A 24,320-nucleotide genomic window follows, 5' to 3' on the forward strand; every position below is an offset into this window, starting at 1 on the left:
TAGCTCCTGTAGCTATTACACAAAGTGCTAATGCTATAAATCCACTAAATCCCATGATATCTCCTTTTTTGGTTTTAAAAATTATAACAAATTTAATATAATTGTCAAAAAGGTTTTAAGTGAGGATAGATAAATTTTTGGTTTTGAAAGGATATGTAACTTCAAGAAACAAAGCAAGTGAGCTTATAAAAAATAATAAAATAAAAGTAAACGGAAAAATAGTTAATAAAACTTCCTTCGAGGTAAATGAAGATGATAAAATTGAAATTTTAGAAAAAAAAATTTATGTTAGCAGAGCAGCGTGTAAACTTAAAAATTATTTAGAAAAATTTAACATAAATTTTAACGGAAAAACAGTTTTGGATATCGGAGCAAGTACAGGAGGTTTTAGTGAAGTTAGCCTTGAAAAAGGGGCTGAAAAAGTTGTTGCCGTTGATGTTGGGACAAATCAGCTGGCAGAAAAATTAAAAAACAATCCCAAAATTGAGTCTTATGAAAATACTGATTTTAGAAATTTTGAATATAAAGAAAAATTTGATGTAATTGTAAGTGACGTTAGTTTTATATCTTTAAACAAATTGATTAAAAAAATTGATAAATTCGCTAAAAAAGATATTATATTACTTTTTAAACCGCAATTCGAGGTTGGAATTAATATTAAAAGAGATAAAAAAGGTGTGGTTTTAGATAAAATAGCAATAGAAAAAGCAAGAAAAAATTTTGAAAAAAATTGTAAAAATTTAAACTGGAAGCTTATTAGAAATGAAGAATCAAGTATTAAAGGAAAAGAAGGAAATATTGAATATATTTACCATTTTGTAAAGGAAAGCAATGATTAAAAGATATCCTACAAGAAAAATTAAAATAAGAAATGTGGAAATAGGAGGGGATGCCCCAATTTCCGTTCAATCTATGACCTATTCAAAAACAAAAGATATAAATTCTACTCTTGAGCAGATTAACAGGCTTTATTTTGCGGGTGCTGATTTGGTTAGGGTGGCTGTTTTGGATGATGAGGATGCAAAAGCTTTAAAAACTATTGTTGAAAAATCGCCTCTTCCTGTTATCGCTGATATTCATTTTAATTATAAATTAGGTTTGGAAGCTGCTAAATATGTTGATGCGCTTAGAATTAACCCGGGAAATATTGGTGGAAAAGAAAGGGTTAGAGAAATAGTAAAAGCTTGTAAAGAAAGAAATCTGCCCATTAGAATTGGTGTAAATGCCGGAAGTTTGGAAGATCATCTGGAAAATAAATACGGACAGACCCCGAAGGCAATGGTTGAAAGCGCCCTTTGGCATATTAAATTTTTAGAAGACTTGGATTTTTTTGATATAAAAGTTTCACTTAAAGCTAGTGATGTGTTAAGAACCGTTGAAGCCTACAGAAAATTGAGACCTCTTGTTGATTATCCTTTTCATTTGGGAGTTACGGAAGCTGGGACAAAGTTTCATGCAACTATAAAAAGTGCAGCGGCATTTGGAGCTTTGCTTCTTGATGGGATAGGGGATACTTTAAGGGTTTCAATTACGGGCGAACTTGAGGAGGAGATAAAAGTTGCAAAGGCAATTTTGCAGGATTTAGGTTTAATTAAAGGTGTTAATATAATTTCCTGTCCCACATGTGGAAGAATAGAAGTTGATTTACCTCCTATTGTAGAGGCTGTAGAAAAAGCCACAAAAGATATAAAAGTACCTCTTAATCTGTCTGTTATGGGTTGTGTAGTAAATGCATTAGGGGAGGCTAAAGAAGCGGATTTAGCAATTGCATGTGGAAAAGGATATGGACTTATTTTAAAAAAAGGTGAAATTATAGGAAAATACAAAGAAAAAGAGTTACTTTCAAAATTTTTGGAAGAAATAAACAAATATGTTAAGGAGAATAAATGAGCGCTACTACAATGATATACATAGTAGCATTATTAAGTGTTTCATTGGCGGTTATATTTTTATTATTAATTTTGAAGCCAAATAAAGTTACAAAAGAAAAATTGGAAAAAATTTTAGGAGATGAAGCTCTAAAAAATCTTAAAAATGCAAAAGATGAAACTGAAATGAAACAAATAATCAGAAATTTACCAAAAAAAACAAGAACAAAACTTAAAGTTTTGTTAGAATCTCAGGATATAAGAGAAGCTATCAAAGCTATAAATGAACATATTAGAAATTAAATTTTTTTCTAAGTGCGGGAGAAGTTAAAACTTCTGCAATTTCTATATGCAAATCTTCTTTTTTTTCTGAATCTATTTTTTTGTATTTTCTTTCATTTTCAGATAAAATAATACCAATTTCAATAGGATTATTTGTTGATTTAAGTTGGGTAATTAAATCGTTGTCATCAGTTTCAATAACAATTTCTTTTAGTTCAATAGTATTTGGCGAATCTTTAAAAGGAAAAGTTATTTTGATAATCATATATATCCTTTTTTAAAATTATAACATAAGGAGAAGATTTGAATTTATATAATTTAGATATCGAAAGAGGAATTCTAAGCGCAATAATATTTGACGGAAAAGTTTATGAAGATGTGGCGGCTATACTTAAGCCGAAAGATTTTTACCTTCCTTTTCACCAGTACCTTTTTGAGACAATGGAAGATCTCTATCATAAAGATATGCCAATTGATGAAATATTTTTAAGGGATTTACTTGTTAAAAAGAAAAAATTTGATGAAGAGGCTTTTTTGGAAATTTTAGGTACTGCTCCGATTGAAGCAGTTGAAATATATGCAAAAGAGATAAAAGATTTATCGGTAAAAAGGGAGCTTATTCATTTAGCAACTGAAATTAAAAAAACAGTTTTGGAAGAAGATAAAAGGGCAATTGAAGAAGTAGAAGAGATTCAAAGTAAACTTTTTACAATTGCGACCTCTAATCTTTCAGGCGATTTTAAAGATTCAAATAAAATAATAAATGAAACTATTGATTATATTAAAAAACAGGTTTCAAAACAGAATAAAATAGTGACAGGTCTTGATACAGGTTTTGTGGAACTTAACAGAATGACAAGCGGTTTCAATGAGGGGGATTTGATAATTATTGCTGCTAGGCCTTCTATGGGTAAAACGGCTTTTGCCCTTAATCTTGCCTTTAATGTTTTAAAACAGGATAAGGGAGTTGCAATATTTTCTCTTGAAATGCCGGCAGAACAGCTTATGCTTAGAATGATAAGTGCGGCCAGTAAAATACCTCTTCAGGATTTAAGAAGGGGTAATTTAAATGATGAAGAGTGGACCAAACTTACCGAAATCAGTGATTATTTAAGTGATAAACCTCTGTTTGTAGATGATGAAGGCAGTGTAAACATTCATACAATAAGGGCAAAACTCAGAAAACTAAAAGCCCAAAATCCGAACATTTCTTTGGCTATAATAGATTATCTGCAGCTTATTACTTCTGACATTAGAGAAAGACATCTGGCAATTGCGGAAATAAGCAGAAGTTTAAAACTACTAGCCAGGGAACTTCAAATTCCGATAATTGCCCTGTCCCAGTTAAACAGGGCGCTTGAAAGCAGGCCTAACAAACGGCCAATGTTGAGCGATCTTAGAGAATCAGGAGCAATTGAACAGGATGCGGATATAATTATGTTTATTTACCGGGATGATGTGTATAAAGCCCTAGAGGCTAAACAAAAACAAAAAGAGGCACTTGAAAAGGGTAAAGCGGTTGAAATTGATTTTAAGGAAAAAGAAGTTGAAGATGCGGAAATAATTATCGGAAAACAAAGAAACGGACCGACAGGTACTGTTGAAATGTTATTCCATAAAAAATATACCTTATTTACAGATAAGGTTAGTGAGGTAACTGAAATTGAACATACGGAAGCCACTATCGATATTCCTAATATTTAGTTTTTTATTAATTTTAAGGGGATTTTTTTCTTTTATTTTTTATAAAAATTTTATTTCTCATAAAATATTTAAAATTGAAGGATATGTTTCAAATCAATATAAAAAGAAAAATTATTATGTGTTAAAAATAAAATCTAGAAATTTTTCATTTTATACAATAAACAGGTCTAATTTAAAAAATTTACTTAATGAAAATATAAGTATTAAAATTTTTACCAAAAATATTTCTTTTAAAGACTATCTTTTTGGATTTTTTGCACCTAGTTTTGATTTAAAATTAAAAGATGTCAGTTTTTTAGAAAAATATATTGAATTTCAGCATAAAGATAAAAAAATTACTAATCTTTATAAAGCTTTGTATTTTGGAAGATCTATTGATTATGATACAAGACAAAAACTGAGTACTCTTGGAATTTCTCATCTTTTTGCACTTAGTGGGCTTCATTTGGGGGTTTTAAGCGGAATTTTATTTTTAATTTTATCTCCTTTTTATAAATTTTTTCAACAACGATTTTTCCCGTTTAGAAACAGGTTTTTTGATTTGGGAATAGTAGTTTTTTTTGTAGAATTTTTATATTTATATTTTACTAATTTTCCCCCTTCTCTTGTGAGGGCTTTTATAATGGAGATAGTTATTTTTATAAGTCTGGTTTATCTGGAAAAAGAGCCGTTGAAAATACTTTTTTTTACTTTTTTGGCAAGCTTGCTGATTTTTTTTGAAAAGGTTTTCAGTATAGGATATTTTCTGAGTTTTATAGGTGTTTATTATATTTTTCTGTTTATTAAATATTTTAAAATAAATTTTGTAAATACTCTGATTTTAAGTTTTTATATGTATATGATGATGTTTGTGATTGGGCATTTTTTCTTTTATAATTTTAATTATTATCAGCTTTTGTCCCCAATTGTCAATATTCTGTTTTCTGTTTTTTATCCGGTAAGTATTTTTGTTCATTTTATAGGAATTGGAGATTTGTTTGATAATTTGATAAAATGGTATTTAAATTTAGGAGAGAAATATTATTATGTTAAGATACATGATTTTACTTTAACTGTTTTTTTATTTTTAAGTTTAATTGCTTATTACAGAAAATGGGCTTTTTATGGTATAAATGCATTAGCATTGAGTATTTTATTATATATTATTTTGTAAGTGTCTATCACTTTTATGAATTTTGAATAGTTATAGAAAAATATTCTTTTAATAAAAAAGGAGTTTTATGAAATACAGTTTTAAAAATTTAGAAGAATATAAAAATTATTTTAGCTCTCTTATTGAAAAAGAGAGAAATGCAGAAAAAGAATTTCATTTAAATGAGATAAAAAGACTCTCACCTCAGGAGAGGCAAAAAAAAGGCAGGGCTGTTCTTGGATTAAAAATGAAATATATCGGCGAATTTTTAGATTTTAAAATTTATAGATTTAACAGAAACAATATGCCTGAACATCAAATAAAAGTGGGGGATATTGTATTAGTCAGCAAAGGTGACCCTTTAAAATTTGCAGTTGAAGCAACGGTGAGTATGGTCGGTAAAAATTTTATTGAAGTTTATTCAAAAGATCCTATTTTTAGAAGTAAGCTTTACAGGCTTGATTTATTTGCAAATGATATTACTTTTAAAAGAATGTTAAAAGCGTTAGATGAAATGGAAAATGGAAAATGGAAAATGAAAAATGGGGTTGATATATTATTAGGTAAGAAAAATCCAGAAGTAATTGAAGTTATTATAAATAGTGAAAATTTAAACGAATCTCAAAATGAAGCGCTTAGAAAATGTATAAATTCAGAAGTATTTTTAATCCATGGTCCTCCGGGTACAGGTAAAACTACTACTTTGGCTGAGGTTATAAAAAAACATATCGGTAAAAAAATTTTAGTTACAGCTGACAGTAATGTCGCAGTGGATAATATTATGGAAAAATTAGTTGATTTTAATATTATAAGAATCGGGCATCCTGCAAAAATTGAATCAAAACTTATGAAGTTTTCTTTGGATGTAAAAATCAGAAGAGATAAAAGATATAAAGATGTTGAAAAAATTATAAAAAAAATAGATGATTTGAAATATCTGCAGGATAAAAGATGTAAAAAACCGACCCCCGGCAGAAGAAGGGGAATGAGTGATGAGGAAATTTTAAGCTTGGCAAAAGAAGGTAAGGGAAAAAGAGGAGTTAAGGCTGAATGGATAAAAGAGATGGCCGAGTGGCTTAAAATTCAAAAAAATATAAATAAACTATATGAAGAAAAAAACAGAAAAATTGAAAATATTATGAATGATATTTTAGATAATGCCGATGCAGTGTTCTCTACAAATTCAGGAGCCGGCGGGGAATTTTTGGAAAACAGAGAATTTGATGTGGTTTTTATTGACGAAGCAGCCCAGGCGATGGAACCGTCAACTTTAATTCCTTTAATAAAAGGAAAACAGGCTGTTTTTGCAGGGGACCATAAACAGCTGCCGCCTACAATTTTAAGCAATGAAAAAAAACTTATGGTTTCACTTTTTGAAAGGTTTACGGCTCTTTATGATAACATTTATCACACTCTTGGAATTCAGTATAGAATGAATGAAAAAATAAACAACTTTCCAAGCTGTGAGTTTTATGAGTGTAAGGTAAAAACGTATGAAAAAATAAAAAACATTACAATTAAAGATTTGGATATAAAAGAAAATGAGATATACGGGGGATATACACCGGTTGTATTTATAGATACAATTGGTAAATTTTTGGAAAAGACTAAAAGCGGCAGTTTTTCAAAATATAATCCTCTTGAAGCCGAGTATGTTAAAAATTTAGTTGATAAATTAATCGAAAACGGCGCAAAAGAGGAACATATCGGAGTGATTACTCCATATAAAGACCATGAAGAATATATAAAAAAAATTTTAAAAAGCGCAGTTGAGGTAAAATCGGTTGACGGATTTCAGGGGCGAGAAAAAGAGATAATAATTGTTAGTCTTGTCAGGGCTAACGAAAATGAAGAAATCGGGTTTTTAAATGATATAAGAAGGCTAAATGTTGCAATCACAAGACCTAAGCGAAAGCTTATTGTAATTGGGGATGCTAATACATTAAAAATTAATAAAACTTATGAAGATTTAATTGAATATATAAAAAAAGAAGGGCTTTATAAGACTATTTAGCCGCTTCTTTTAATGCATTAAGAGCTGTTTCGTAGTCTGGCTCTGCTGTAATTTCAGGAACTAATTCTTTATAAGTAATTTTTCCTTCTTTGTTCACTACAAAAACTGCTCTTGCACTAAGTCCCCTGAGTGGACCTTCCGCAATTAAAGTTCCATAATTAACTGAGAAACATTTATCTCTGAAATCACTTAAAACTTGAACGTTTTCAATTCCCTCAGTAGAGCAAAATCTTTTTGCTGCAAAAGGCAAATCCATACTAACTACACATACTGCTGCTCCCTCAACAGCTGCTGCCTGTTCATTAAATTTTCTTGTTTCAGTTGCACAAACCGGTGTATCAAGACTTGGGACTGCAATGATTAATTGGGCTTTTCCCTGTGCTCCACCGATTGTAATTTCTTCAAGTGCACTGTTTGGCAAAGTTACAACAGGAGCGTTATCTCCAACATTTACCTGATTTCCGTAAAGTGATACATCATTTCCTTTTAATTTTGTTGTTACTGGCATATTTTCTCCTTTTTTTAAGGAGTATAACAAAAGGAATTGAAATAAAAAAGATATATTTTGTCTTATTTTAAGATATGTAACAATTTGTTACATTAATCTGTTTCAAGTTCCAGGCTCATTAAATACATATCTTCCCCGTCAATTATTTCCAAATTACCGCTGTTACATTTGGGACAACGGTATTCATCTTTTTTGAGTTCCGTTTCAAATCCACAATCCCTGCACCGCACAACTACCGGCTGTATTTTCATAATAAATTCAGCTTCTTCACAGATAGTGCCTTCTTTAAAAGTTTCAAATGCCGTTTGTAGTAAATCCGGCTCCACTCCGCTTAGCACCCCGACTTTTATTTCCAGTTTTGTAACTTTTTTTGCATTATTTTTTCTTGCATGTTCATCCGCAAGTTGAAGCAAGGAATCTACAATAGAATATTCATGCATTTTATACCTTTTTTTTAAAATTATAATATAATTATGAAAAAAGGCTAAAAAGTGAAGGAGAATAAAAAAACACAAATAATGAAAACTGCTTTAAAACTTTTTGCAAAACAAGGGTTTTATAATACTACAATAGCTGATATTGCCAAAGAAATGGGAATGAGTGTTGGTAATATGTATAATTATTTTCCCTCAAAAGAATCTCTTGCAAAAGAGCTTTTATTATATTCTTCAAATAGATTCGGTGAAAAATTAAAAGAAATTAATGAAATGAATATTCATGCCAAAGAAAAAATAAAAAAAATAGTTGAGTTGTATTTTAATATGGCGGAAGATGAACCAGAACTTGTGGATTATTTTATGAGGGTTTATCTTTCCAATAAAGAAATTTTTGCTAATGGGTGTGAGGGAATGCTATGTGTTAGTGCGTTTGTAACTGAAATAATGATTTTCCTTGAAGAGGGTGTAAGAAGAAAAGAACTTAAAAACCAGGACTTTTTTTCGGCATTTGGTCTTTTTATGGGATATCTGGGGGGACTTGTGTTTTTAAGTAAAGAAGGTATACTTCCTAAACCTTTAAAAGAATATATAGAAAGTGTAAGTGAAAATATTTACAATGCGCTCAAAGCTTGATATTATATGGATTGATGCGGTAGGTTGCAATGGATGCAGTCATTCATTTCTTAATTATCCATATCTGAAAGAAATTTATAAAAAGTTTAATTTCTTATATCATCCTCTTATTGATTCTCCTGCTTTTAAACTGCAAGAATGTGATATTTTAATAGTAGAAGGGGCTTTGAAAAATAATTTTCCAAGACTTGGGTATAATATTAATGATTTAATAAGAAAACTGATTGTCAGGGCAAAAAATGTTATAGCTTTAGGGACATGTGCTGTATACGGAGGAATATTCGGTGAGGGATTAATGTATAATAAAGATTTAAGGGGAATGTTTTATAAATGTAAAGATAAGATTATTAATATTCCGGGATGTCCTGTTCATTACGACTGGCTGGTTTATGTACTCGATATGATTTATAAGAATAAAAAAATTGTATTGGATAATCAAAACAGGCCAAAAGAAATTTTTTCTTTTACTTCCCATAGCGGCTGCAGCAGAAATGAGTATTTTGAATGGAAAATTGATGCCCAGAGTTTTGGTACAAAAGAAGGCTGTCTTTTTTACGAACAGGGCTGTCAGGGACCTTACACCCACAGTACTTGTAACAGGATATTATGGAATGAGGTAAGTTCCAAGCCGAGGGCCGGCACACCATGTTTTGGATGTACTGAAAGCGGTTTTCCTAAAATCGGGCTTTTTACAACCGATACTTTTATGGGGATCCCTTCAAAAATTCCTTTGGGAGTGAGTAAAAGGGCTTATCTTACAATAAGCGGAATGGCAAAAAGTTTGAAAAATGAAAGACTTTCCAAAAAATTAATTGACGGATGCAACGATGAAGATAACAAAGAAAATAGTTAATAAAATAGAAGGGGAAGCAAGTTTAAAAATATACGGGGATAAAAAAGTAGATTTTGTTGAAATTGAATTTTGGCAATACAGGGGAATTGAAAATTATTTGATAAACCGTCCGATAATGGATGCACTTGTTATAAACCCAAGAATATGTGGAATATGTGGGCACTCTCATCTGTTTGCCACAGTTAAAGCAATAGAAAATGCCGTAAACGCCAAAATATCAAAAAAGGCTAAAATTTTAAGGGACATTACGGTTGGGCTTGAAATAGTTGAAAACCATATAAAATGGTTTTATATCACGCTTTTTCCAACACAAATCAAAGATAAAAAATATATTTTTAAAGCAAATAAATTTGCAACTCTTATTTCAAAAGCCATTGCTTTAATAGCCGGTCAGTACCCTCACAATTCTTATATGATACCTGGCGGAGTGACATGTGATCCAACCAATTTGGAAATAATAAAATTAAAAGACTTGCTTCAAAAAATTTATGAAAAATATCAGGAAGAAATTATTGATTTGAATATGAATTCTAATGATTTAAGAGTTTTTTTTGAAAATTTACCTAGAGATATCGGAAAAAGTGTTAACAGGTTTTTGGTTCTTGGTAATAATCTTTTTTTTAAAAAAAACGGTGATGTAAGTTTAGTTAAAGAAGAAAAAAACACTTCACTTAGCAAAAATGTTTTATATAACAATTTATTTGTTGAAGTTGGACCGCTTGCAAGAAATATAGAAAATCAAAATATAAAAAAAATTTATGATAAATATAAAGATAGTATATATACAAGAATAATCGCAAGGATATATGAAGGATTGTTGATTTTAAAATATTTAATAAAAAAGGTTAAAGAAATTGATATATGTGAACCTTCATATATTAAGCCAGAAATATATGATGGAACCGGAATTTCAGCAATAGAAGCCCCGAGGGGAAGCCTTGTTCATGAAATTAAAATAAAAAATGAAAAAATAGCAAATTATAATATTATAGTTCCAACTCAATTTAACCTTTCTTCTTCTCAAGACAAGAATAATCTTTCAGCTGCTCAGACTGCAATGATTGGTGAAAAAAAAGAATATTTAGACACAATTTTTAAATGTTTTGATATATGTGCGGTATGTGTAAGCCATTAATTTGAAAAAATTAATAAATTTTTAATAAATTTTAATAAATTTTACTTATAATTCTTGAAAATGAATATTTATTTAGTATATAATATGATGAACAAAAAAATTGGAGGGATAAAATGAATGAAGCAACTATTGCTAAAATTAAAGAGAGATTAGCATCTCTTAGAAAACTTCCAGGAATTGGAGAAAAAAGTGTAGCTCAGGTTTTAGAAGAACACGGCTTTACAAGAAGGGATTTTCTAAAATGGTCTGCAGCAATGGCTGTGATGCTTGGACTTCCAACTAAATTTTCTCCGTTAATTGCCGAAGCGGCTGAAGTTAGTGACAGATTACCGGTTGTTTGGCTACATCTTGCTGAATGTACTGGTTGTAGTGAAAGTTTGATAAGAAACGACTCTCCTACTATTGATAATATTATTTTCAATTTCATCAATCTTCAGTATCATGATACTATCATGGCAGCTGCTGGATGGCAGGCAGAAGAAAATTATGAAGAAGCTTTAGAAAAATTTGCAGGTAGATTTGTTCTATGTGTAGAAGGTGGTGTACCTACTAAAGATGGTGGTGAGTTTTTAACAATAGGTCCAAACGCTGAAACTGGACTTGAAAAATTAAAAAGAACTGCTGCAAAAGCTGCTGCAGTTATCAGTGTCGGAACTTGTAGTAGTTTTGGTGGAATTCAGGCAGCAGCACCAAATCCAACAGGTGTAAAAGGAGTTTATCAGGTAATTAATAAACCTGTAATTAATGTTCCAGGTTGTCCTCCAAGTGCAAAAAACATAGTTGGGACTATTTTATATGTTATCCTATTTGGAGCACTTCCAGCTGTTGATAATTTCAACAGACCAAAATTCGCATACGGGCTTAGAATACATGACTTATGTGAAAGAAGAGGACATTTTGATGCAGGTGAATTTGTAGAACAATTCGGTGACAACGGTGCAGAAAACGGATTCTGTTTATACAAAGTCGGTTGTAAAGGACCTTATACATTTAACAACTGTTCTCGTGAGAGATTTAACCAACACACATCTTGGCCGGTTCAGGCAGGACACGGTTGTATAGGATGTTCTGAACCAGATTTCTGGGATTCAATGGCACCTTATGAAGAACCTCTTGCAAATCATAAATTTGCTTCAGCAAGTGTTGACGCAACAGCAGACAAAGTTGGGGCAACAATTTTAACAGTTGCAGGTGTGGCAATTGTAGCACATGCAGCACTCAGTGCAATTAAAAATCCTAAGGAGTAACAGATGGCAAAAAGAGTAGTAATAGATCCGATTACAAGAATTGAGGGACATTTAAGAGTTGAAGTTGTTTTAGATGAAAACAACGTAATTAAAGATGCATATTCTTCAGCAACTTTATGGAGAGGAATTGAGGTTATTTTAAAAGGAAGGGATCCAAGAGATGCTGGATTTATGACACAAAGAATCTGTGGGGTATGTACATATTCACATTATAAAGCTGGTATTATGGCAGTTGAAAATGCACTTGGAATCGAGCCGCCTCTTAATGCAAAACTTACTAGAAGTTTGATGAATATGGCATTATTTTTCCATGACCACATGGTTCATTTTTATCAATTACACGGGCTTGACTGGGTAGATATTATAAGTGCACTTAAAGCTGACCCTAAAAAAGCTAGCGAAGAAGCTTTTAAATATGTACCAAAAGGATATAATCCAATCGCAACAGGTGAAGACGAGTTAAGAGAAGTTCAAAAAAGAGTGGCTAAATTTGCCGAAAAAGGTGATTTAGGACCGTTTAAAAACGCATATTTCGGACATAAAACAATGAAATTTACACCTGAGCAAAATTTAATTGCATTATCTCACTATTTAAAAACACTTGAAATTCAAAGAATTGCTGCTCAGGCAATGGCAATTTTCGGTGGTAAAAATCCACATCCACAAAGCTTAACAGTAGGTGGTGTGACTTGTACTATGGATTTACAAGATCCAAGCAGACTTGGTGAATATTTACAAAAATTCCAAATTTTGGCTGATTATGCTAACAGGGCTTATTATGCAGATTTAGCAATGGCTGCTGAAGCTTTCAGAAATGAACCAAGCGTAACACAAAAAACAAATCTTGGCAACTTCTTAACATACAGAGAGCATCAAGTTGGTGCTAATAAATGGTTGTTTGATGCATGTGGATATATTAAAAATCATGATTTAAGCAAATTCTATGAAATTGATGAAAGTAAAATTGAAGAAGACGTAACTCACAGCTGGTACAAAGATACTGGATTTAGACATCCTTATGATGGTGAAACTGTACCAGAATATACCGGATATGTTGATGGTAAATCAATCGACGGTAAAGGTAACGAAGTAGATACTAAGCTAGCTAATCCAAATGGTAAATATTCATGGGTTAAATCCCCAAGATATGACAGAGAACCTATGGAAGTTGGACCACTTGCATGTATGGTGGTGAATTATGCTAAAGGTAATGAAAAAGTAAGAAAAGTTGTTGATGAATTCTTAGCTCAAACTGGTCTTCCAGCAGAAGCATTATTTACTGTTCTTGGAAGAACAGCAGCAAGAATGCTACAAACTAAAGTAATTGCAGATTATGGATTAGAAGCATTTAATAACTTGGTTGAAAACTTAAAATCAGACAAATCAACAGTAGCACCTTATAAAATTGATCCTAACAAAGAATACAAAGGTAGATATATCGGAGATGTTCCAAGAGGAATGTTAAGTCACTGGTGTAGAATTAAAAATGGTAAAATTGAAAACTGGCAAGCGGTTGTTCCATCAACTTGGAATGCAGGTCCGGCTGACGGAAACGGTAAAAAAGGTGCTTATGAGGCTAACTTAATTGGTATGAAATTAGCTGATCCAACAAAACCACTTGAAGTAATCAGAAGTATTCACAGTTACGACCCATGTATTGCCTGTGCAGTTCATGTTATGGACGTAAAAGGAAAAAAACTTGGTGAATTTAAAGTAGACCCACTATACGGTGCATGCTAAGGAGGCACAAATGAAATTTTTAAAAGTAATGGGAAATTATCTCGGCGGGATAGAGTTCTCTGCCGGGTATAGATGGCAACACTGGATAAGAGCAATTTCTATTTTTATTTTAATTGCGACTGGTTTTTATATTGCAAACCCTTTTGTGACTTATGCTAATGTGTCAATAGATCCAACCAGATTTACACAAGGATACTTTAGAGAATTTCACATAATTTTCGGTTTTGCTATGATTGGTGCTGTTTTATATAAAACATTCTTTTTTCTTTTCTTTAGAGAAGGAAAATATGAAAGAGCTTCATTAAAAGATGCGTTTAACATAAAATTAGCCCTTCAACAAGTTGGATATTATTTATTAATTTCTAAACACCCTCATACTAAAGGTGTTTATAATCCGTTACAATTTTGGGCATATTTTGCACTTTATGTATTCTTTTATGGTATTATAATCACTGGTTTGGCATTATATGCTGAAGTTTATCATAATGGGATGGGTGCATTTTTCTATCCATTTGCAAAATGGGTTGAAACATTTTTCGGCGGATTAGCATATGTTAGACTTTGGCATCACATTTTTATGTGGTTAATTATCCTTATTGTTTTTGTACACATTTATATGGCTGTATTTAATGCAGTATTCGGAAAAAACGGTTCAATGGATGCCATTTTCAGTGGTATGAAATGGGAAAAAGAAGGAGAAGAACACTAATTCCTTCTTTTCTTTTCATACATATATAGTAAGTAGTGAATAGCTTGCTATTTTCTACCTACTATATATCTTAATAAATCAAAGGTAAAATAATGAAAATTTTAATTTTAGGAATAGGAAATATATTGTTTGGTGATGAAGGAATAGGTGTACATTTAGCTAATTATATTGATGAAAAGTATGATTTTGTCGGACCCCATCAAGTTGATGTAATTGACGGAGGTACACTTGCCCAAAGGCTTATACCTATAATTACAGAATATGACAAAGTCTTTATTTTTGACTGTGTAGATGTTGATGAGGCCAAAATAGGAGATGTTTATTTTTTTGATTTTAGGGAAGTTCCTGAATGTGTAAGTTGGCAGGGAAGTGCTCATGAGGTAGAGATGCTGCAGACTCTTCAAATGATCGAAATGATGGGAGATTTGCCTGAAACTAAAATAATAGGGGTTGTGCCATATGTTATAGGGGAGGATACGACATTCAGCATAACTCCCGAGGTTCAAAATGCAGCAAAACTAATGGAAAAAATTTTACTTACAGAACTTAATAAATTAGGCGTTGAAGCAAAAGTTAAAAACCCTGATGTAAAACTTACTGAAATAGCAAAAGATTCTTATAAAAGAGGCGTTCCTGAAGAGTCATTAAAAGGATATGAAATATGATTATGAAATTTATTTTAAAATACAGTGGAGATATACTTGAGAGATTTTTTATAAGAATAGCAAATGAGATGAATTTAAAAATTGGTGTAAAAAAAGAAAACGAATTTACATATATTTTTCTTAAAGGGGAAGAAAACGAAATAGAAGAGTTTTCAAAAAAATTGGCAAATGAACTTCCAATGTCTATATTTTTAAATTCTTTAGATGCCTCAGTTTCAGAAGATTTTATTGATTATATCCCTGAATTTCCAAAAAGAAATCTGCCGCCTTGCCCTAGGTGTTTAAGTGAGGTAAAGAATCAAAATAATGAAAATTATTATAATCCGTTTCATCACTGTGAAATATGCGGATATCAGTTAAATGAAAAATTGATAATGGGAAATGAAAAATTTAATATTAATGATAAAAATGAAAGAAAAAAATATTTTGAAAAAATCGCTGAAAAATTAAAAAAAGAGGGCGTTGTCAGTATAGGTACTTTTAACGGAAAATATAAATTAACTACAAATCTTGAGAATGCAGATAAAATTGTTGCAGTTAATTTAGGGGCTGTTGCTGAATTTTTTATGAGTTTTGAAGGTGATGCCAAAGCCCTGGCAAGTATAGAAAAACCATATGTGAAACTTAAAACAAATTTACAATTTAAAAAAACTTTCGGTATTTCTAAACCTGCTTTTTATGTAAAACTGCCTGATGATATGGTACTTGAACTTTTATGTGAGGAAATAAATGATGAAATAAAACTTTTAGGTTTAATTGAAACAAAAAAAGTGGAATTTTTTGATTTTGATGTGAAAAAAGATGAAGAAATAATTGCAGTTGTAACTGATACTAGAGAACATGTAATTATTCCTGAAAGAGGAGATAGAAGTTTAATCCCTAAATTTGAAAAATCTTTGGGAGACGTTGTAGGCACAAATAGTAAATTTGTAACCATTTCAAATGAAGAAAAAAGTGTTATTAAGTTAAATGATGAAAATTTAAAAGCGAAAGAAAATCCATTATATCTTGCCGGATTTTACGGTGTTTTGGATATGTGGAATTTAGAAGATAAAATTACACTCGGTATTTCCCTTTATAAAGAAGAGAAAAGCAAAATTTTATTAAATTCTCCAAAATTCGGGCTTGTAGAATATATTTCATTTGATTTTAAATATAATTCTTTTGAGGAGATATTTGCTTTAATTTCTTCAATGAACGATACTGGTAAAAAACTTATAAAAAATTTTTCCCAAAAAAGAAATGATTTGTTTTTAAATGCCCTTAGTTCTAATATTCAAACAAATAAAAAAGGAATTTATTATTTATGGGGGCTTATTGGAATTGTGCTCGGATTTGCTGATAATGTCGACGAGGCAGCGGAAAAATTAATTGAATTTGCCAGAAGTGCTATGACTAAAAAAGGTCCGAGGATTGATTATAAAATGGATGAGCGTAATTTAAATCCTCTATGGGCAATAAGGACTGCTATGAGCTTTAGACTGGCGGGAGTCGATGATTATCTGCTGAGTTTTGGTGTAATTGAAAGTTTTGCAGAATTTTTAAACAATATTTATGAAACTTTAAATAAAGAAATGGTCCTAAGTGGGGCTGTTCTTGTAGGGGATTTATTTGAAGGGGAATTTTTAAATAAAGTTTATACTTATATTTCTAAAAATTATCCGGTTTTTGTACCTAAAGCTTTACCTATGAGTGGTGCAATTGAGAGTTACGGAAATGCTGTTATTAATTCAAAATCTTAAGGCTAATTTAATAACCTTTTTTTATAATTATAAAGATAATTTACTTTTTTCATTTTTTCCTCCTTTCTTTAAGGCTTTTTATGAGAATAAAATATAAAATAAACGGAATAGTCCAGGGTGTCGGTTTTAGACCTACAGTTTATAAAATAGCAACTTCTCTTAATTTAACCGGATATGTTTTAAATTCAAGTGACGGTGTAATAATTGAAATAGAAGGCGAGAATCAAGATAAATTTATAGACGAATTAAAAAAAAATCTTCCACCTCTTGCAAAAATTGATTCAATTGAAAAAGAGATTTTTCCAAAAGCAGGATATAAAACATTTGAAATAAAAGAATCAAAAAACAGTGATAAAACCACTTCAATTTCTCCCGATATTTGCGTATGTGATGATTGTCTTAAAGAGATGTATGACAAAAATAATAAACGATATTTGTTTCCTTTTATAAACTGTACAAACTGCGGACCAAGATATACAATTATTGAAAATATCCCGTATGACAGAAAAAATACTTCTATGAAAAAATTTAAAATGTGTGATAGCTGCTACAGAGAATATACAAATCCACTTGAGAGAAGATACCACGCCGAGCCCACCTGCTGTTATGAATGCGGACCAAGTCTCAATGTAAAATGGAGAATGGAGAATGGAAAATGGAAAAATATTGATTTTAATAAAGAAATTGAAAAAATTGAATTTATTGCTAATAAAATAAAAGATGGGAAAATTGTTGCCATTAAGGGGCTTGGAGGTTTTCATTTAGTCTGTGATGCTACAAATGAAAATGCGGTAAGTGAGCTGAGAAGCCGAAAAAAAAGACCTTCAAAGCCTTTTGCAATTATGTTTAAAAATATTGAGAGTATTAAAGAATACTGTGAGATTAATGAAAATGATGAAAAATTAATCCTCTCAAAAGAAAAGCCAATTGTAATAGTAAAAAAGAAAAGGGAACTCCCGGGCATTGCTCCAAACATTGGCAAATACGGTGTATTTTTGCCTTATACCCCCGTTCATTTCCTGCTTTTTGATTTTTTGGATTTCCCGATTGTTGCAACCAGTGCCAATATAAGTAACGACCCGATTATAAGGGATAGTAATGAGCTTATTCAAAAACTGGGAAATGTGGTGGATTTTATTTTGGACAATAACCGTGATATTGTAAATGCATGTGATGATTCGGTAATTCAGGGGGTAAAAGATACATTTATCACAATGAGACTCTCCCGTGGATATGCGCCAAAATCTTTTGCTCTTAAAAAGAATATAAAACCAAATATTCTTGCGGTTGGTGCTAATCAGAAAAACACAATAACTCTGGCTTTTAAAGATAAGATGATACTTTCACCTCATATTGGAGATTTGGGAACAATTGATTCTATTGAATATTTTGAAAGAACAATTGAAACTTTCAGAAGGCTTTATGATTTCAAAGAGGATATAATAATCTGTGATAAGCATCCGTATTATGAATCAACCAAATGGGCTAAAAAACAAAATAAAGAAGTTATTGAAATTCAGCATCACTTTTCCCATGCCCTAAGCGGACTTTTTGAATTTGATTTAAAAGAGGCTTTGGTATTTGCGTGGGATGGAACGGGGCTCGGAGATGACGGGGCCATATGGGGAGGAGAAGTTTTTGTTGTAAATAGAAGCGGGTATGAAAGAGTGCATCATTTTAAGTATTTTAAATTAATAGGTGGAGAAAAAGCGGTAAAAAATCCTGCCAATATGGCGGTGGCACTGCTTAATGACGATTTGGCAAAAAATTATTCAAATCATAAAATTGCTTTAGCTTTAAAAAACGGAAATTTTCCGTTAACTTCATCAGTCGGAAGAATTTTTGATATTGCTGCATTTTTAAGCGGTATGATAGAAAAAAACGAATATGAGGGATATAGTGGAATGTTAATTGAAAAATATTACAATCCTTTAATAAAAGATTTTATTGATTTAGAAATTGACAGGGAAATAGATTTTTATCCGTTAATTGAATTTGTGGCAAGAAATAGAGGAAAATTTGAATTAGTTTCATCAGTTTTTTTAAATACTCTTACTAATTTAATTAAAAAAATTTCCAAAAATTATAATCTGCCGGTTTTACTTACAGGTGGTGTTTTTCAAAATACAACCCTTTTATCTTTAATTGATAATGTTTATTTTAATCAGACTATTCCTGTTAATGACGGTGGTATCAGTGTAGGGCAGGCAGCTTATGGGATATGGAACTTATAAATAGAGTTCATATTTTACAAGTTCATTTACACTCAGTTTAAAATTGTTAAACCTAAATTCAGCTTCTTTTAAATAATAAATAAAATTTTCTTTTTTTATTCCTTTGTATTTTTTAATAAATTCTTCAAAATATTTCCAAAATTTATAAATTAAAATCTGTTTTTGAACTTTGATTAACTGAGTTTGTCTTAGAATTGATTTAATCTCATCATAATTTAAATCTTTATATTTACTCATATCACTAAGCAGAATATTATAAATTTTACCCCCATAATCAATTGTTAAAAAATTTTGGGCAGTATAGATGGAGTTTTTGTTTTTTCTGTTTGTTTTTGGTATATATAAATATTCGTTGAATTCTTTAATTTCCTGCTTTTTTAAAAATTCTTCTTCGCATTTGTTTAGTAGAATTTTTCTTATATTTTTAATTTCTTTCACCACCGTTGCATAGGAAATATTGTATTTTTCAGCAATTTGAGTTGGATTTAATTCATCCAAAAAGCCTTTTAATATTTTGGCTTTTTTGTCAATTTTTTTTGGTGAAAATTTTCTTTTACATTTAGCGCACTTGTAATATCCGTTTTTTAATTTATATAAAATATAATGATTGCAGTAAATACAACTCATTTCATACCTTTTAACTCTTATTTAATGAAAATGAATTATAATTCAATTGCACCTTTTAGAAAGCTTCTTCTTTTTTTCTTTTTAGTGCTAAAATTATATAAGAAAAAAGAAATTTTAAGAAACTTTTAAGTTATTATATTACAATACTTTCGACCATTTTAGAAAAATCCTTCTCTTTTTTTGTTCATTTAATAAATTTAGTTCTAAATATATACAAGAAATTTGTTTTTTTAAGTTATTTTTAAGTAAATGAGTTACAATTCATAAAAAATAAAAAGGAGTTTAAAATGCATATACCTGACGGGTATCTTTCACCTGCAACAGTCGCAGTAAGTTATGCCGTAATGGTACCTCTGTGGGCATACGGGTTTAAAAAATTAAAAGAAAAACTTGACGAAAAAACTTTGCCTCTTCTTGGAACTTTAAGTGCCCTTAGTTTTTTAATTATGATGTTTAACGTACCGGTGCCCGGAGGAACCAGCGGACATGCAATAGGCACGTCTTTGCTTTCGATAATGTTTGGTCCGTGGGTGGCGTTTATTTCCGTTTCTTTTGTATTATTGATTCAGGCGGTTGTATTTGGGGATGGAGGAATAAGCACCTGGGCTGTTAATTCATTTGATATGGCTTTTGTTGCTGCATTTGTTGCTTATTATGTTTTTAAATCTTTGAAGGACAAAACAAGATTTGCCCCATTTATAGCTGGATATATTTCTATCAATATTGCAGCTCTTTCTGATTCATTAATACTAGGAATTCAGCCTCTTTTCTGGCATACTGCCGATGGACATCCGTTATATTTTCCATTTGGTTTAAGTGTGGCAATTCCTGCAATGATGGCGGCGCATTTGGGTGTTTTTGGTGTAATTGAAGGTGTGTTTACACAAATTGTATATAGTTTTCTTAAAAAAAGAGCTAAGGAGGCAAAAATATGAATAAGAATGTAAAAAGAGCATTGATTATTTTGGGATTTGTTCTTTTACTGGTTCCTCTTGGATTATTAACAGATGCTCCTGCATGGGGAGAGTGGGATAATGATTTTTATCAAAAAACATTGGGATTTGTTCCAAAAGGAATAGCTCAGGCTAAGGAATTTATCCATCCGCTTTTGCCTGATTATTCGCTTCCAGGGACAAATGATGTGGTAGGTTATTATATAAGTGCAATAATCGGAAGTGTGCTTATATTTGGGATATTTTATTTAATAGGAAAAACTATTGCAAAAAAACATGATAATAATTAGAATATTTTTTATTCTGACTTTTTTTCTTTTGTTAAGTATTAAAAAAATAGAATATTTAATTTTTGTAATTCCCGTTTTATGGATTTTTTCTTATAAAAATTTTGTTAAATTAAATATTAGAGTAGTTAAATCAATTTTGGTTTTTAATTTAGGTGTGAGTTTGGGATATGTATTGATGGCCTGGTTTAAACATATAAACCCCTGGGAATACGTGATTTATATAAATTTAAAAGTATATGTGCTTACTTATTTCGTATTCTGGTTTTTTGGTAAAATTTCTCCAGTTCAGTTTATGGCTTTTTCAAAAGATTTGGGATATTTGACAACTATAGCGCTTTCTCAGATTTTTTCATATAAAAAAACTTTTGAGGATTTTAAATTTGCATTTAAAAGCAGGGTGGTTAAACTGAGCGATAAAGACCCAAAATTTATAACAAGGGTATTTGAATTTTTCTTAAACAAAGCTTTAAAAGATGCTGACGAGAGAAGTCTGGCAATGAAAGCAAGAGGATTTTTTGACAATGAAAAATGAAAAATGGAGACTGGAGAATGGAAAATATTATAAAGCTTGAAAGTATTGATTTTTATTATGATGAAAAGGTGCTTGATGATATAAATTTAAAAATTAAAAAAAATGAAAAAATTTCAGTTCTCGGAAGCAACGGAAGCGGAAAATCTACCCTTTTAAGGGTTTTAGCGGGGCTTTATTTTGCAAAAAAAGGCAATTATTTTTTTGAAGGGGTAAAAGTCAATAAAAAAATAGCAAAAAAATTAAGAAAAAAAATAGGAATCCTTTTTCAAAATCCCGATTCTATGATTTTTAATCCCACAGTTTATGATGAAATTGCTTTTTCACTTAAAGAGTTTGGTTTTGATGATATTGATGACAGGGTTATAGAAATTGCCAAAAAATTTCATATTGAAAAATATTTAAGTAAATCTCCTATTAATTTAAGCGGCGGGGAAAAACAGAAAGTTATGCTGGCGGCCATTTTGGTTTATGAGCCTGAAGTTTTGCTTTTGGATGAACCTACCACGGCAATGGACCCTAAAACTACCGGATGGTTTATCGATTTTTTACTGGAACTTGATAAAACGGTTGTTTTGGCCACCCATGATTTAAGCGTTGCATATGAGACAACCGACAGGGCTGTAGTAATGAGTGAAGGGCATAAGATTATTTATGACGGGGATATGGATGATCTTATGAAAAATTTAGATATTCTGTTAGAGGCTAATTTAATACACAAACATAAACACAGGCATAAAAATTTTATCCATTCACATTACCATTTACATTTTTAGTCCTTTTTTTATATAAGAAAAATTTATTTTTATAATTTTTTAATTATTTTTGGATATAATGCATAAAAATAAAAATGAATAATTATTTATAAGGAGTATAAATGAAAGAAAATTTAATCAATGAAGATATTAAAAATAATCCTCAACTTAATCATAAAGTTACAGTTATTGAAAAAATATTAAGTAAAAATAACAAAATGGCTGATGAAATAAGAAGCGAATTTGATAAACATCAAATTACATGTTTTAACATGATGAGCTCTCCTGGTAGCGGAAAAACCACAACTCTTGAAAATTTGGCCGATAAATTGCCTTACAAATTTGCTGTAATTGAGGGTGATTTGGAAACAAGCAGGGATGCAGACAGAATTAGAAACAAAGGTATTTGGTCTTTTCAACTCCAAACCGGAAGGGCGTGTCATCTTGATGCCGGAATGGTAAAAAACGCAATGCCTCATTTTCCTTATGAAAATACAGAAATTGCTTTTATTGAAAATGTTGGAAATCTTGTATGTCCTGCAAGTTATGATGTAGGTGCTCATTACAATATGGTATTTGTAAGTGTGCCTGAGGGGGATGATAAAATTGAAAAATATCCTGTAATGTTTAGAAAAGCTGATATAGTAGTAATTACAAAATGTGATATGCTTGAATTTTTTGATTTTGATGTCAAAAGGGCAAAAGAGGCTGCTGATAAGCTTAAACCGGGAGTACCTGTAGTGCTTTTAAATAATAAAACTGGTGAGGGACTCGATGAAATTATTAACTGGATAAGTGAAAAAAGAAAAGAACATCTAAAGAATTTAAAGGATAAATAATGTGTTTGGCAATTCCAAGTAAAGTTTTAAAAGTAGATGAAAATAATATGGCTGAGGTTGATACTTTAGGAGTTAAAAGGACAGTAAGTCTTGATTTGATACAAGAAGAGGTAAAACCCGGAGATTATGTATTAATTCATGTCGGATATGCAATGAGTAAAATTGATGAAAAATTTGCACTTGAAAGTATAGAAGTTTATAAACAGTTAGCAGAAGCTGCTGCAATGGAAGAGGATGCCATTTCTCCTGAGAAACTGGTAAATGAAGACGGACCTCTTCTTTATAAACCGAAGGCAGAGGATGAGTAATTTAACTCTTAAAGACTTATATACGAAATTTAGAGATCCTGCCACCATTAAGGCTTTAGCAAAAGAGATTCATAAACTGGCTGATAAGCTTGATGAACCTATGAGAGTAATGGAAATATGCGGAGGTCATACGCATACAATTATGAAATACGGTATAAAACAACTAATGCCTGAAAATATTGAATTTATCCATGGACCTGGTTGTCCTGTTTGTGTTATGCCAAAAGAGAGAATAGACCATGCCATTACTTTAGCTAAACAGCCGGGTGTAATTCTGACTACTCTTGGTGATATGATAAGAGTACCCGGAAGTAAATCAAGCCTTGCAAAAACAAGGGCTGATGGTTATGATATAAGGCCTCTTCATTCAACATTTGACGTACTCAATATTGCAAAAAAAAATCCGGATAAGAAAGTTATATTTTTTGCAATAGGGTTTGAAACCACAACTCCAATGACGGCAGCTCTTATGAAAAGGGCTTTTAATGAAGGAATAAAAAACATTTATTATCATATAAACCATGTTCTAACACCTCCTCCTATGAGGGCGATAATGGACAGTGGAGAAGCCAGGATAAATGCTTTTATAGCCCCAAGTCATGTAAGTGTAATAATCGGGGCTAAAAGTTACCAGTTTTTAGTAGATGAATATAATACTCCTGTGGTGGTTGCAGGATTTGAGCCTGTTGATGTGATGGAGAGTATTTTAATGCTTGTAAAACAAAAGCTTCAAAATTATCCAAGGGTGGAAAATCAGTATAAAAGGGCTGCCACTTGGGATGGTAATGTATTGGCTCAACAGATGACAGAAGAATTTATGGAAATTAGGGACACTTTTAGATGGAGAGGGTTAGGAGACATTCCGAAATCCGCACTCAAACTTAAAGACAAATATGCCCAGTTTGATGCGGAAAAGATTTATGCTAATGTATTGCCAAATGAGCATATTGATGATCATAAACTATGTATTTGCGGGAAAATTTTAAAAGGATTGGCAAAACCAACCGACTGCAAAGTATTCGGGACTGCCTGCACACCTTCTAGTCCGCTTGGAAGCTGTATGGTAAGTGATGAAGGTGCATGCAATGCTTATTACAGATATGCAAGATAAAGGAT

Annotated in this window: 26 protein-coding genes; 22 read left to right on the forward strand and 4 right to left on the reverse strand. The window is 31.1% G+C overall.

Annotated features, from left to right (window positions below):
* Positions 1 to 119: 119 nt before the first annotated feature.
* The 3 genes from tlyA to LNAT_RS04165 are packed head-to-tail and all read left to right on the forward strand — an operon-like array spanning position 120 to position 2,171.
* A complete protein-coding gene (tlyA, locus tag LNAT_RS04155) occupies positions 120 to 839 on the forward strand; it encodes a 23S rRNA (cytidine-2'-O)-methyltransferase TlyA (RefSeq protein ID WP_096258651.1) in 720 nt (239 codons plus the stop codon).
* A complete protein-coding gene (gene ispG, locus LNAT_RS04160; RefSeq protein ID WP_096258652.1) occupies positions 832 to 1,890 on the forward strand; it encodes a flavodoxin-dependent (E)-4-hydroxy-3-methylbut-2-enyl-diphosphate synthase in 1,059 nt (352 codons plus the stop codon). The genes tlyA and ispG overlap by 8 nt, the downstream gene beginning before the upstream one ends.
* A complete protein-coding gene (locus tag LNAT_RS04165) occupies positions 1,887 to 2,171 on the forward strand; it encodes a 4-hydroxy-3-methylbut-2-en-1-yl diphosphate synthase (RefSeq protein ID WP_096258653.1) in 285 nt (94 codons plus the stop codon). The genes ispG and LNAT_RS04165 overlap by 4 nt, the downstream gene beginning before the upstream one ends.
* On the opposite strand, the gene LNAT_RS04170 is transcribed toward LNAT_RS04165, so the two are convergent.
* Entirely contained in the window at positions 2,161 to 2,415 is a 255-nt protein-coding gene (locus LNAT_RS04170) for a hypothetical protein (protein WP_096258654.1), read from the reverse strand. The genes LNAT_RS04165 and LNAT_RS04170 overlap by 11 nt on opposite strands.
* Positions 2,416 to 2,453: 38 nt before the next feature.
* On the opposite strand from LNAT_RS04170, the gene LNAT_RS04175 reads away from it, so the two are divergent.
* The 3 genes from LNAT_RS04175 (at position 2,454) to LNAT_RS04185 (ending at position 7,000) form a co-directional block, all read left to right on the forward strand.
* On the forward strand, positions 2,454 to 3,854 hold the full coding sequence (locus tag LNAT_RS04175; protein ID WP_096258655.1) for a replicative DNA helicase: 1,401 nt from the start codon (positions 2,454 to 2,456) through the stop codon (positions 3,852 to 3,854).
* 118 nt (positions 3,855 to 3,972) lie between these two features.
* On the forward strand, positions 3,973 to 5,007 hold the full coding sequence (locus LNAT_RS04180; RefSeq protein WP_172413495.1) for a ComEC/Rec2 family competence protein: 1,035 nt from the start codon (positions 3,973 to 3,975) through the stop codon (positions 5,005 to 5,007).
* A 67-nt stretch (positions 5,008 to 5,074) separates the two neighbouring features.
* Positions 5,075 to 7,000 carry an IGHMBP2 family helicase gene (locus LNAT_RS04185; RefSeq protein WP_096258657.1) on the forward strand — a complete coding sequence of 642 codons (1,926 nt, stop codon included), beginning with the start codon at positions 5,075 to 5,077 and terminating at the stop codon, positions 6,998 to 7,000.
* Here the strand turns inward: LNAT_RS04185 and tpx are convergent.
* The gene (tpx, locus tag LNAT_RS04190; RefSeq protein ID WP_096258658.1) at positions 6,993 to 7,508 is read right to left on the reverse strand and encodes a thiol peroxidase; all 516 of its coding nucleotides are present in this window, start codon (positions 7,506 to 7,508) and stop codon (positions 6,993 to 6,995) included. The genes LNAT_RS04185 and tpx overlap by 8 nt on opposite strands.
* A gap of 92 nt (positions 7,509 to 7,600) precedes the next feature.
* Positions 7,601 to 7,948: a hydrogenase/urease nickel incorporation protein HypA gene (hypA, locus tag LNAT_RS04195; protein WP_096258659.1), complete on the reverse strand. Its 348-nt coding sequence runs from the start codon at positions 7,946 to 7,948 to the stop codon at positions 7,601 to 7,603.
* Between the two features lie 78 nt (positions 7,949 to 8,026).
* On the opposite strand from hypA, the gene LNAT_RS04200 reads away from it, so the two are divergent.
* The 9 genes from LNAT_RS04200 to hypF all read left to right on the forward strand — a co-directional run bounded on the left by LNAT_RS04200 (position 8,027) and on the right by hypF (position 18,903).
* Complete coding sequence (locus tag LNAT_RS04200) at positions 8,027 to 8,578, forward strand: TetR/AcrR family transcriptional regulator (RefSeq protein WP_096258785.1); 552 nt, start codon at positions 8,027 to 8,029, stop codon at positions 8,576 to 8,578.
* The gene (locus tag LNAT_RS04205) at positions 8,547 to 9,431 is read left to right on the forward strand and encodes an NADH-quinone oxidoreductase subunit B family protein (protein WP_238593989.1); all 885 of its coding nucleotides are present in this window, start codon (positions 8,547 to 8,549) and stop codon (positions 9,429 to 9,431) included. Before LNAT_RS04200 ends, LNAT_RS04205 begins: the two co-directional genes overlap by 32 nt.
* Entirely contained in the window at positions 9,406 to 10,566 is a 1,161-nt protein-coding gene (locus tag LNAT_RS04210; protein ID WP_096258660.1) for a nickel-dependent hydrogenase large subunit, read from the forward strand. Before LNAT_RS04205 ends, LNAT_RS04210 begins: the two co-directional genes overlap by 26 nt.
* A gap of 113 nt (positions 10,567 to 10,679) precedes the next feature.
* Positions 10,680 to 11,813: a hydrogenase small subunit gene (locus LNAT_RS04215; RefSeq protein ID WP_096258661.1), complete on the forward strand. Its 1,134-nt coding sequence runs from the start codon at positions 10,680 to 10,682 to the stop codon at positions 11,811 to 11,813.
* 3 nt (positions 11,814 to 11,816) lie between these two features.
* Complete coding sequence (locus LNAT_RS04220) at positions 11,817 to 13,553, forward strand: nickel-dependent hydrogenase large subunit (protein WP_096258662.1); 1,737 nt, start codon at positions 11,817 to 11,819, stop codon at positions 13,551 to 13,553.
* A 10-nt stretch (positions 13,554 to 13,563) separates the two neighbouring features.
* Positions 13,564 to 14,262, forward strand: coding sequence for a Ni/Fe-hydrogenase, b-type cytochrome subunit (cybH, locus tag LNAT_RS04225; RefSeq protein WP_096258663.1), 699 nt, complete (start codon positions 13,564 to 13,566; stop codon positions 14,260 to 14,262).
* Between the two features lie 92 nt (positions 14,263 to 14,354).
* Complete coding sequence (locus LNAT_RS04230) at positions 14,355 to 14,927, forward strand: HyaD/HybD family hydrogenase maturation endopeptidase (RefSeq protein WP_096258664.1); 573 nt, start codon at positions 14,355 to 14,357, stop codon at positions 14,925 to 14,927.
* A 2-nt stretch (positions 14,928 to 14,929) separates the two neighbouring features.
* On the forward strand, positions 14,930 to 16,669 hold the full coding sequence (locus LNAT_RS04235; RefSeq protein WP_238593990.1) for a hypothetical protein: 1,740 nt from the start codon (positions 14,930 to 14,932) through the stop codon (positions 16,667 to 16,669).
* 80 nt (positions 16,670 to 16,749) lie between these two features.
* Entirely contained in the window at positions 16,750 to 18,903 is a 2,154-nt protein-coding gene (gene hypF / locus LNAT_RS04240) for a carbamoyltransferase HypF (RefSeq protein ID WP_096258666.1), read from the forward strand.
* On the opposite strand, the gene LNAT_RS04245 is transcribed toward hypF, so the two are convergent.
* Positions 18,898 to 19,530 carry a helix-turn-helix domain-containing protein gene (locus LNAT_RS04245; RefSeq protein WP_096258667.1) on the reverse strand — a complete coding sequence of 211 codons (633 nt, stop codon included), beginning with the start codon at positions 19,528 to 19,530 and terminating at the stop codon, positions 18,898 to 18,900. The two genes, hypF and LNAT_RS04245, sit on opposite strands and share 6 nt — an antisense overlap.
* A 287-nt stretch (positions 19,531 to 19,817) precedes the next feature.
* Between LNAT_RS04245 and cbiM the strand changes: the two genes are divergently transcribed.
* The 7 genes from cbiM (at position 19,818) to hypD (ending at position 24,315) form a co-directional block, all read left to right on the forward strand.
* Positions 19,818 to 20,465: a cobalt transporter CbiM gene (gene cbiM, locus LNAT_RS04250; protein WP_096258668.1), complete on the forward strand. Its 648-nt coding sequence runs from the start codon at positions 19,818 to 19,820 to the stop codon at positions 20,463 to 20,465.
* Positions 20,462 to 20,773, forward strand: coding sequence for a PDGLE domain-containing protein (locus tag LNAT_RS04255; protein WP_096258669.1), 312 nt, complete (start codon positions 20,462 to 20,464; stop codon positions 20,771 to 20,773). Before cbiM ends, LNAT_RS04255 begins: the two co-directional genes overlap by 4 nt.
* The gene (locus LNAT_RS04260; RefSeq protein WP_238593991.1) at positions 20,748 to 21,305 is read left to right on the forward strand and encodes an energy-coupling factor transporter transmembrane component T family protein; all 558 of its coding nucleotides are present in this window, start codon (positions 20,748 to 20,750) and stop codon (positions 21,303 to 21,305) included. The genes LNAT_RS04255 and LNAT_RS04260 overlap by 26 nt, the downstream gene beginning before the upstream one ends.
* A 17-nt stretch (positions 21,306 to 21,322) precedes the next feature.
* Positions 21,323 to 22,078, forward strand: coding sequence for an energy-coupling factor ABC transporter ATP-binding protein (locus LNAT_RS04265; protein ID WP_096258791.1), 756 nt, complete (start codon positions 21,323 to 21,325; stop codon positions 22,076 to 22,078).
* A gap of 101 nt (positions 22,079 to 22,179) precedes the next feature.
* Positions 22,180 to 22,896 carry a hydrogenase nickel incorporation protein HypB gene (hypB, locus tag LNAT_RS04270; protein WP_096258670.1) on the forward strand — a complete coding sequence of 239 codons (717 nt, stop codon included), beginning with the start codon at positions 22,180 to 22,182 and terminating at the stop codon, positions 22,894 to 22,896.
* Positions 22,896 to 23,204, forward strand: a complete 309-nt coding sequence (locus LNAT_RS04275) for a HypC/HybG/HupF family hydrogenase formation chaperone (protein ID WP_096258672.1) — start codon at positions 22,896 to 22,898, stop codon at positions 23,202 to 23,204. The genes hypB and LNAT_RS04275 overlap by 1 nt, the downstream gene beginning before the upstream one ends.
* Positions 23,197 to 24,315 carry a hydrogenase formation protein HypD gene (gene hypD, locus LNAT_RS04280; RefSeq protein WP_096258674.1) on the forward strand — a complete coding sequence of 373 codons (1,119 nt, stop codon included), beginning with the start codon at positions 23,197 to 23,199 and terminating at the stop codon, positions 24,313 to 24,315. Before LNAT_RS04275 ends, hypD begins: the two co-directional genes overlap by 8 nt.
* Positions 24,316 to 24,320 lie beyond the last annotated feature (5 nt).

This window comes from Lebetimonas natsushimae, from assembly GCF_002335445.1.
Taxonomy (GTDB): Bacteria; Campylobacterota; Campylobacteria; order Campylobacterales; family Nautiliaceae; genus Lebetimonas; species Lebetimonas natsushimae.

What these genes read in the sequence shown, in the direction of transcription:
- ispG (WP_096258652.1), top strand. Translation starts at nt 832, where the DNA reads ATGATTAAAAGATATCCTACAAGAAAAATTAAAATAAGAAATGTGGAA.
- LNAT_RS04165 (WP_096258653.1), top strand. Translation starts at nt 1,887, where the DNA reads ATGAGCGCTACTACAATGATATACATAGTAGCATTATTAAGTGTTTCA.
- LNAT_RS04170 (WP_096258654.1), bottom strand. Translation starts at nt 2,415, where the DNA reads ATGATTATCAAAATAACTTTTCCTTTTAAAGATTCGCCAAATACTATT.
- LNAT_RS04185 (WP_096258657.1), top strand. Translation starts at nt 5,075, where the DNA reads ATGAAATACAGTTTTAAAAATTTAGAAGAATATAAAAATTATTTTAGC.
- tpx (WP_096258658.1), bottom strand. Translation starts at nt 7,508, where the DNA reads ATGCCAGTAACAACAAAATTAAAAGGAAATGATGTATCACTTTACGGA.
- hypA (WP_096258659.1), bottom strand. Translation starts at nt 7,948, where the DNA reads ATGCATGAATATTCTATTGTAGATTCCTTGCTTCAACTTGCGGATGAA.
- LNAT_RS04200 (WP_096258785.1), top strand. Translation starts at nt 8,027, where the DNA reads ATGAAAACTGCTTTAAAACTTTTTGCAAAACAAGGGTTTTATAATACT.
- LNAT_RS04210 (WP_096258660.1), top strand. Translation starts at nt 9,406, where the DNA reads ATGAAGATAACAAAGAAAATAGTTAATAAAATAGAAGGGGAAGCAAGT.
- LNAT_RS04215 (WP_096258661.1), top strand. Translation starts at nt 10,680, where the DNA reads ATGAATGAAGCAACTATTGCTAAAATTAAAGAGAGATTAGCATCTCTT.
- LNAT_RS04220 (WP_096258662.1), top strand. Translation starts at nt 11,817, where the DNA reads ATGGCAAAAAGAGTAGTAATAGATCCGATTACAAGAATTGAGGGACAT.
- cybH (WP_096258663.1), top strand. Translation starts at nt 13,564, where the DNA reads ATGAAATTTTTAAAAGTAATGGGAAATTATCTCGGCGGGATAGAGTTC.
- LNAT_RS04230 (WP_096258664.1), top strand. Translation starts at nt 14,355, where the DNA reads ATGAAAATTTTAATTTTAGGAATAGGAAATATATTGTTTGGTGATGAA.
- LNAT_RS04235 (WP_238593990.1), top strand. Translation starts at nt 14,930, where the DNA reads ATGAAATTTATTTTAAAATACAGTGGAGATATACTTGAGAGATTTTTT.
- hypF (WP_096258666.1), top strand. Translation starts at nt 16,750, where the DNA reads ATGAGAATAAAATATAAAATAAACGGAATAGTCCAGGGTGTCGGTTTT.
- LNAT_RS04245 (WP_096258667.1), bottom strand. Translation starts at nt 19,530, where the DNA reads ATGAGTTGTATTTACTGCAATCATTATATTTTATATAAATTAAAAAAC.
- cbiM (WP_096258668.1), top strand. Translation starts at nt 19,818, where the DNA reads ATGCATATACCTGACGGGTATCTTTCACCTGCAACAGTCGCAGTAAGT.
- LNAT_RS04255 (WP_096258669.1), top strand. Translation starts at nt 20,462, where the DNA reads ATGAATAAGAATGTAAAAAGAGCATTGATTATTTTGGGATTTGTTCTT.
- LNAT_RS04265 (WP_096258791.1), top strand. Translation starts at nt 21,323, where the DNA reads ATGGAAAATATTATAAAGCTTGAAAGTATTGATTTTTATTATGATGAA.
- hypB (WP_096258670.1), top strand. Translation starts at nt 22,180, where the DNA reads ATGAAAGAAAATTTAATCAATGAAGATATTAAAAATAATCCTCAACTT.
- LNAT_RS04275 (WP_096258672.1), top strand. Translation starts at nt 22,896, where the DNA reads ATGTGTTTGGCAATTCCAAGTAAAGTTTTAAAAGTAGATGAAAATAAT.
- hypD (WP_096258674.1), top strand. Translation starts at nt 23,197, where the DNA reads ATGAGTAATTTAACTCTTAAAGACTTATATACGAAATTTAGAGATCCT.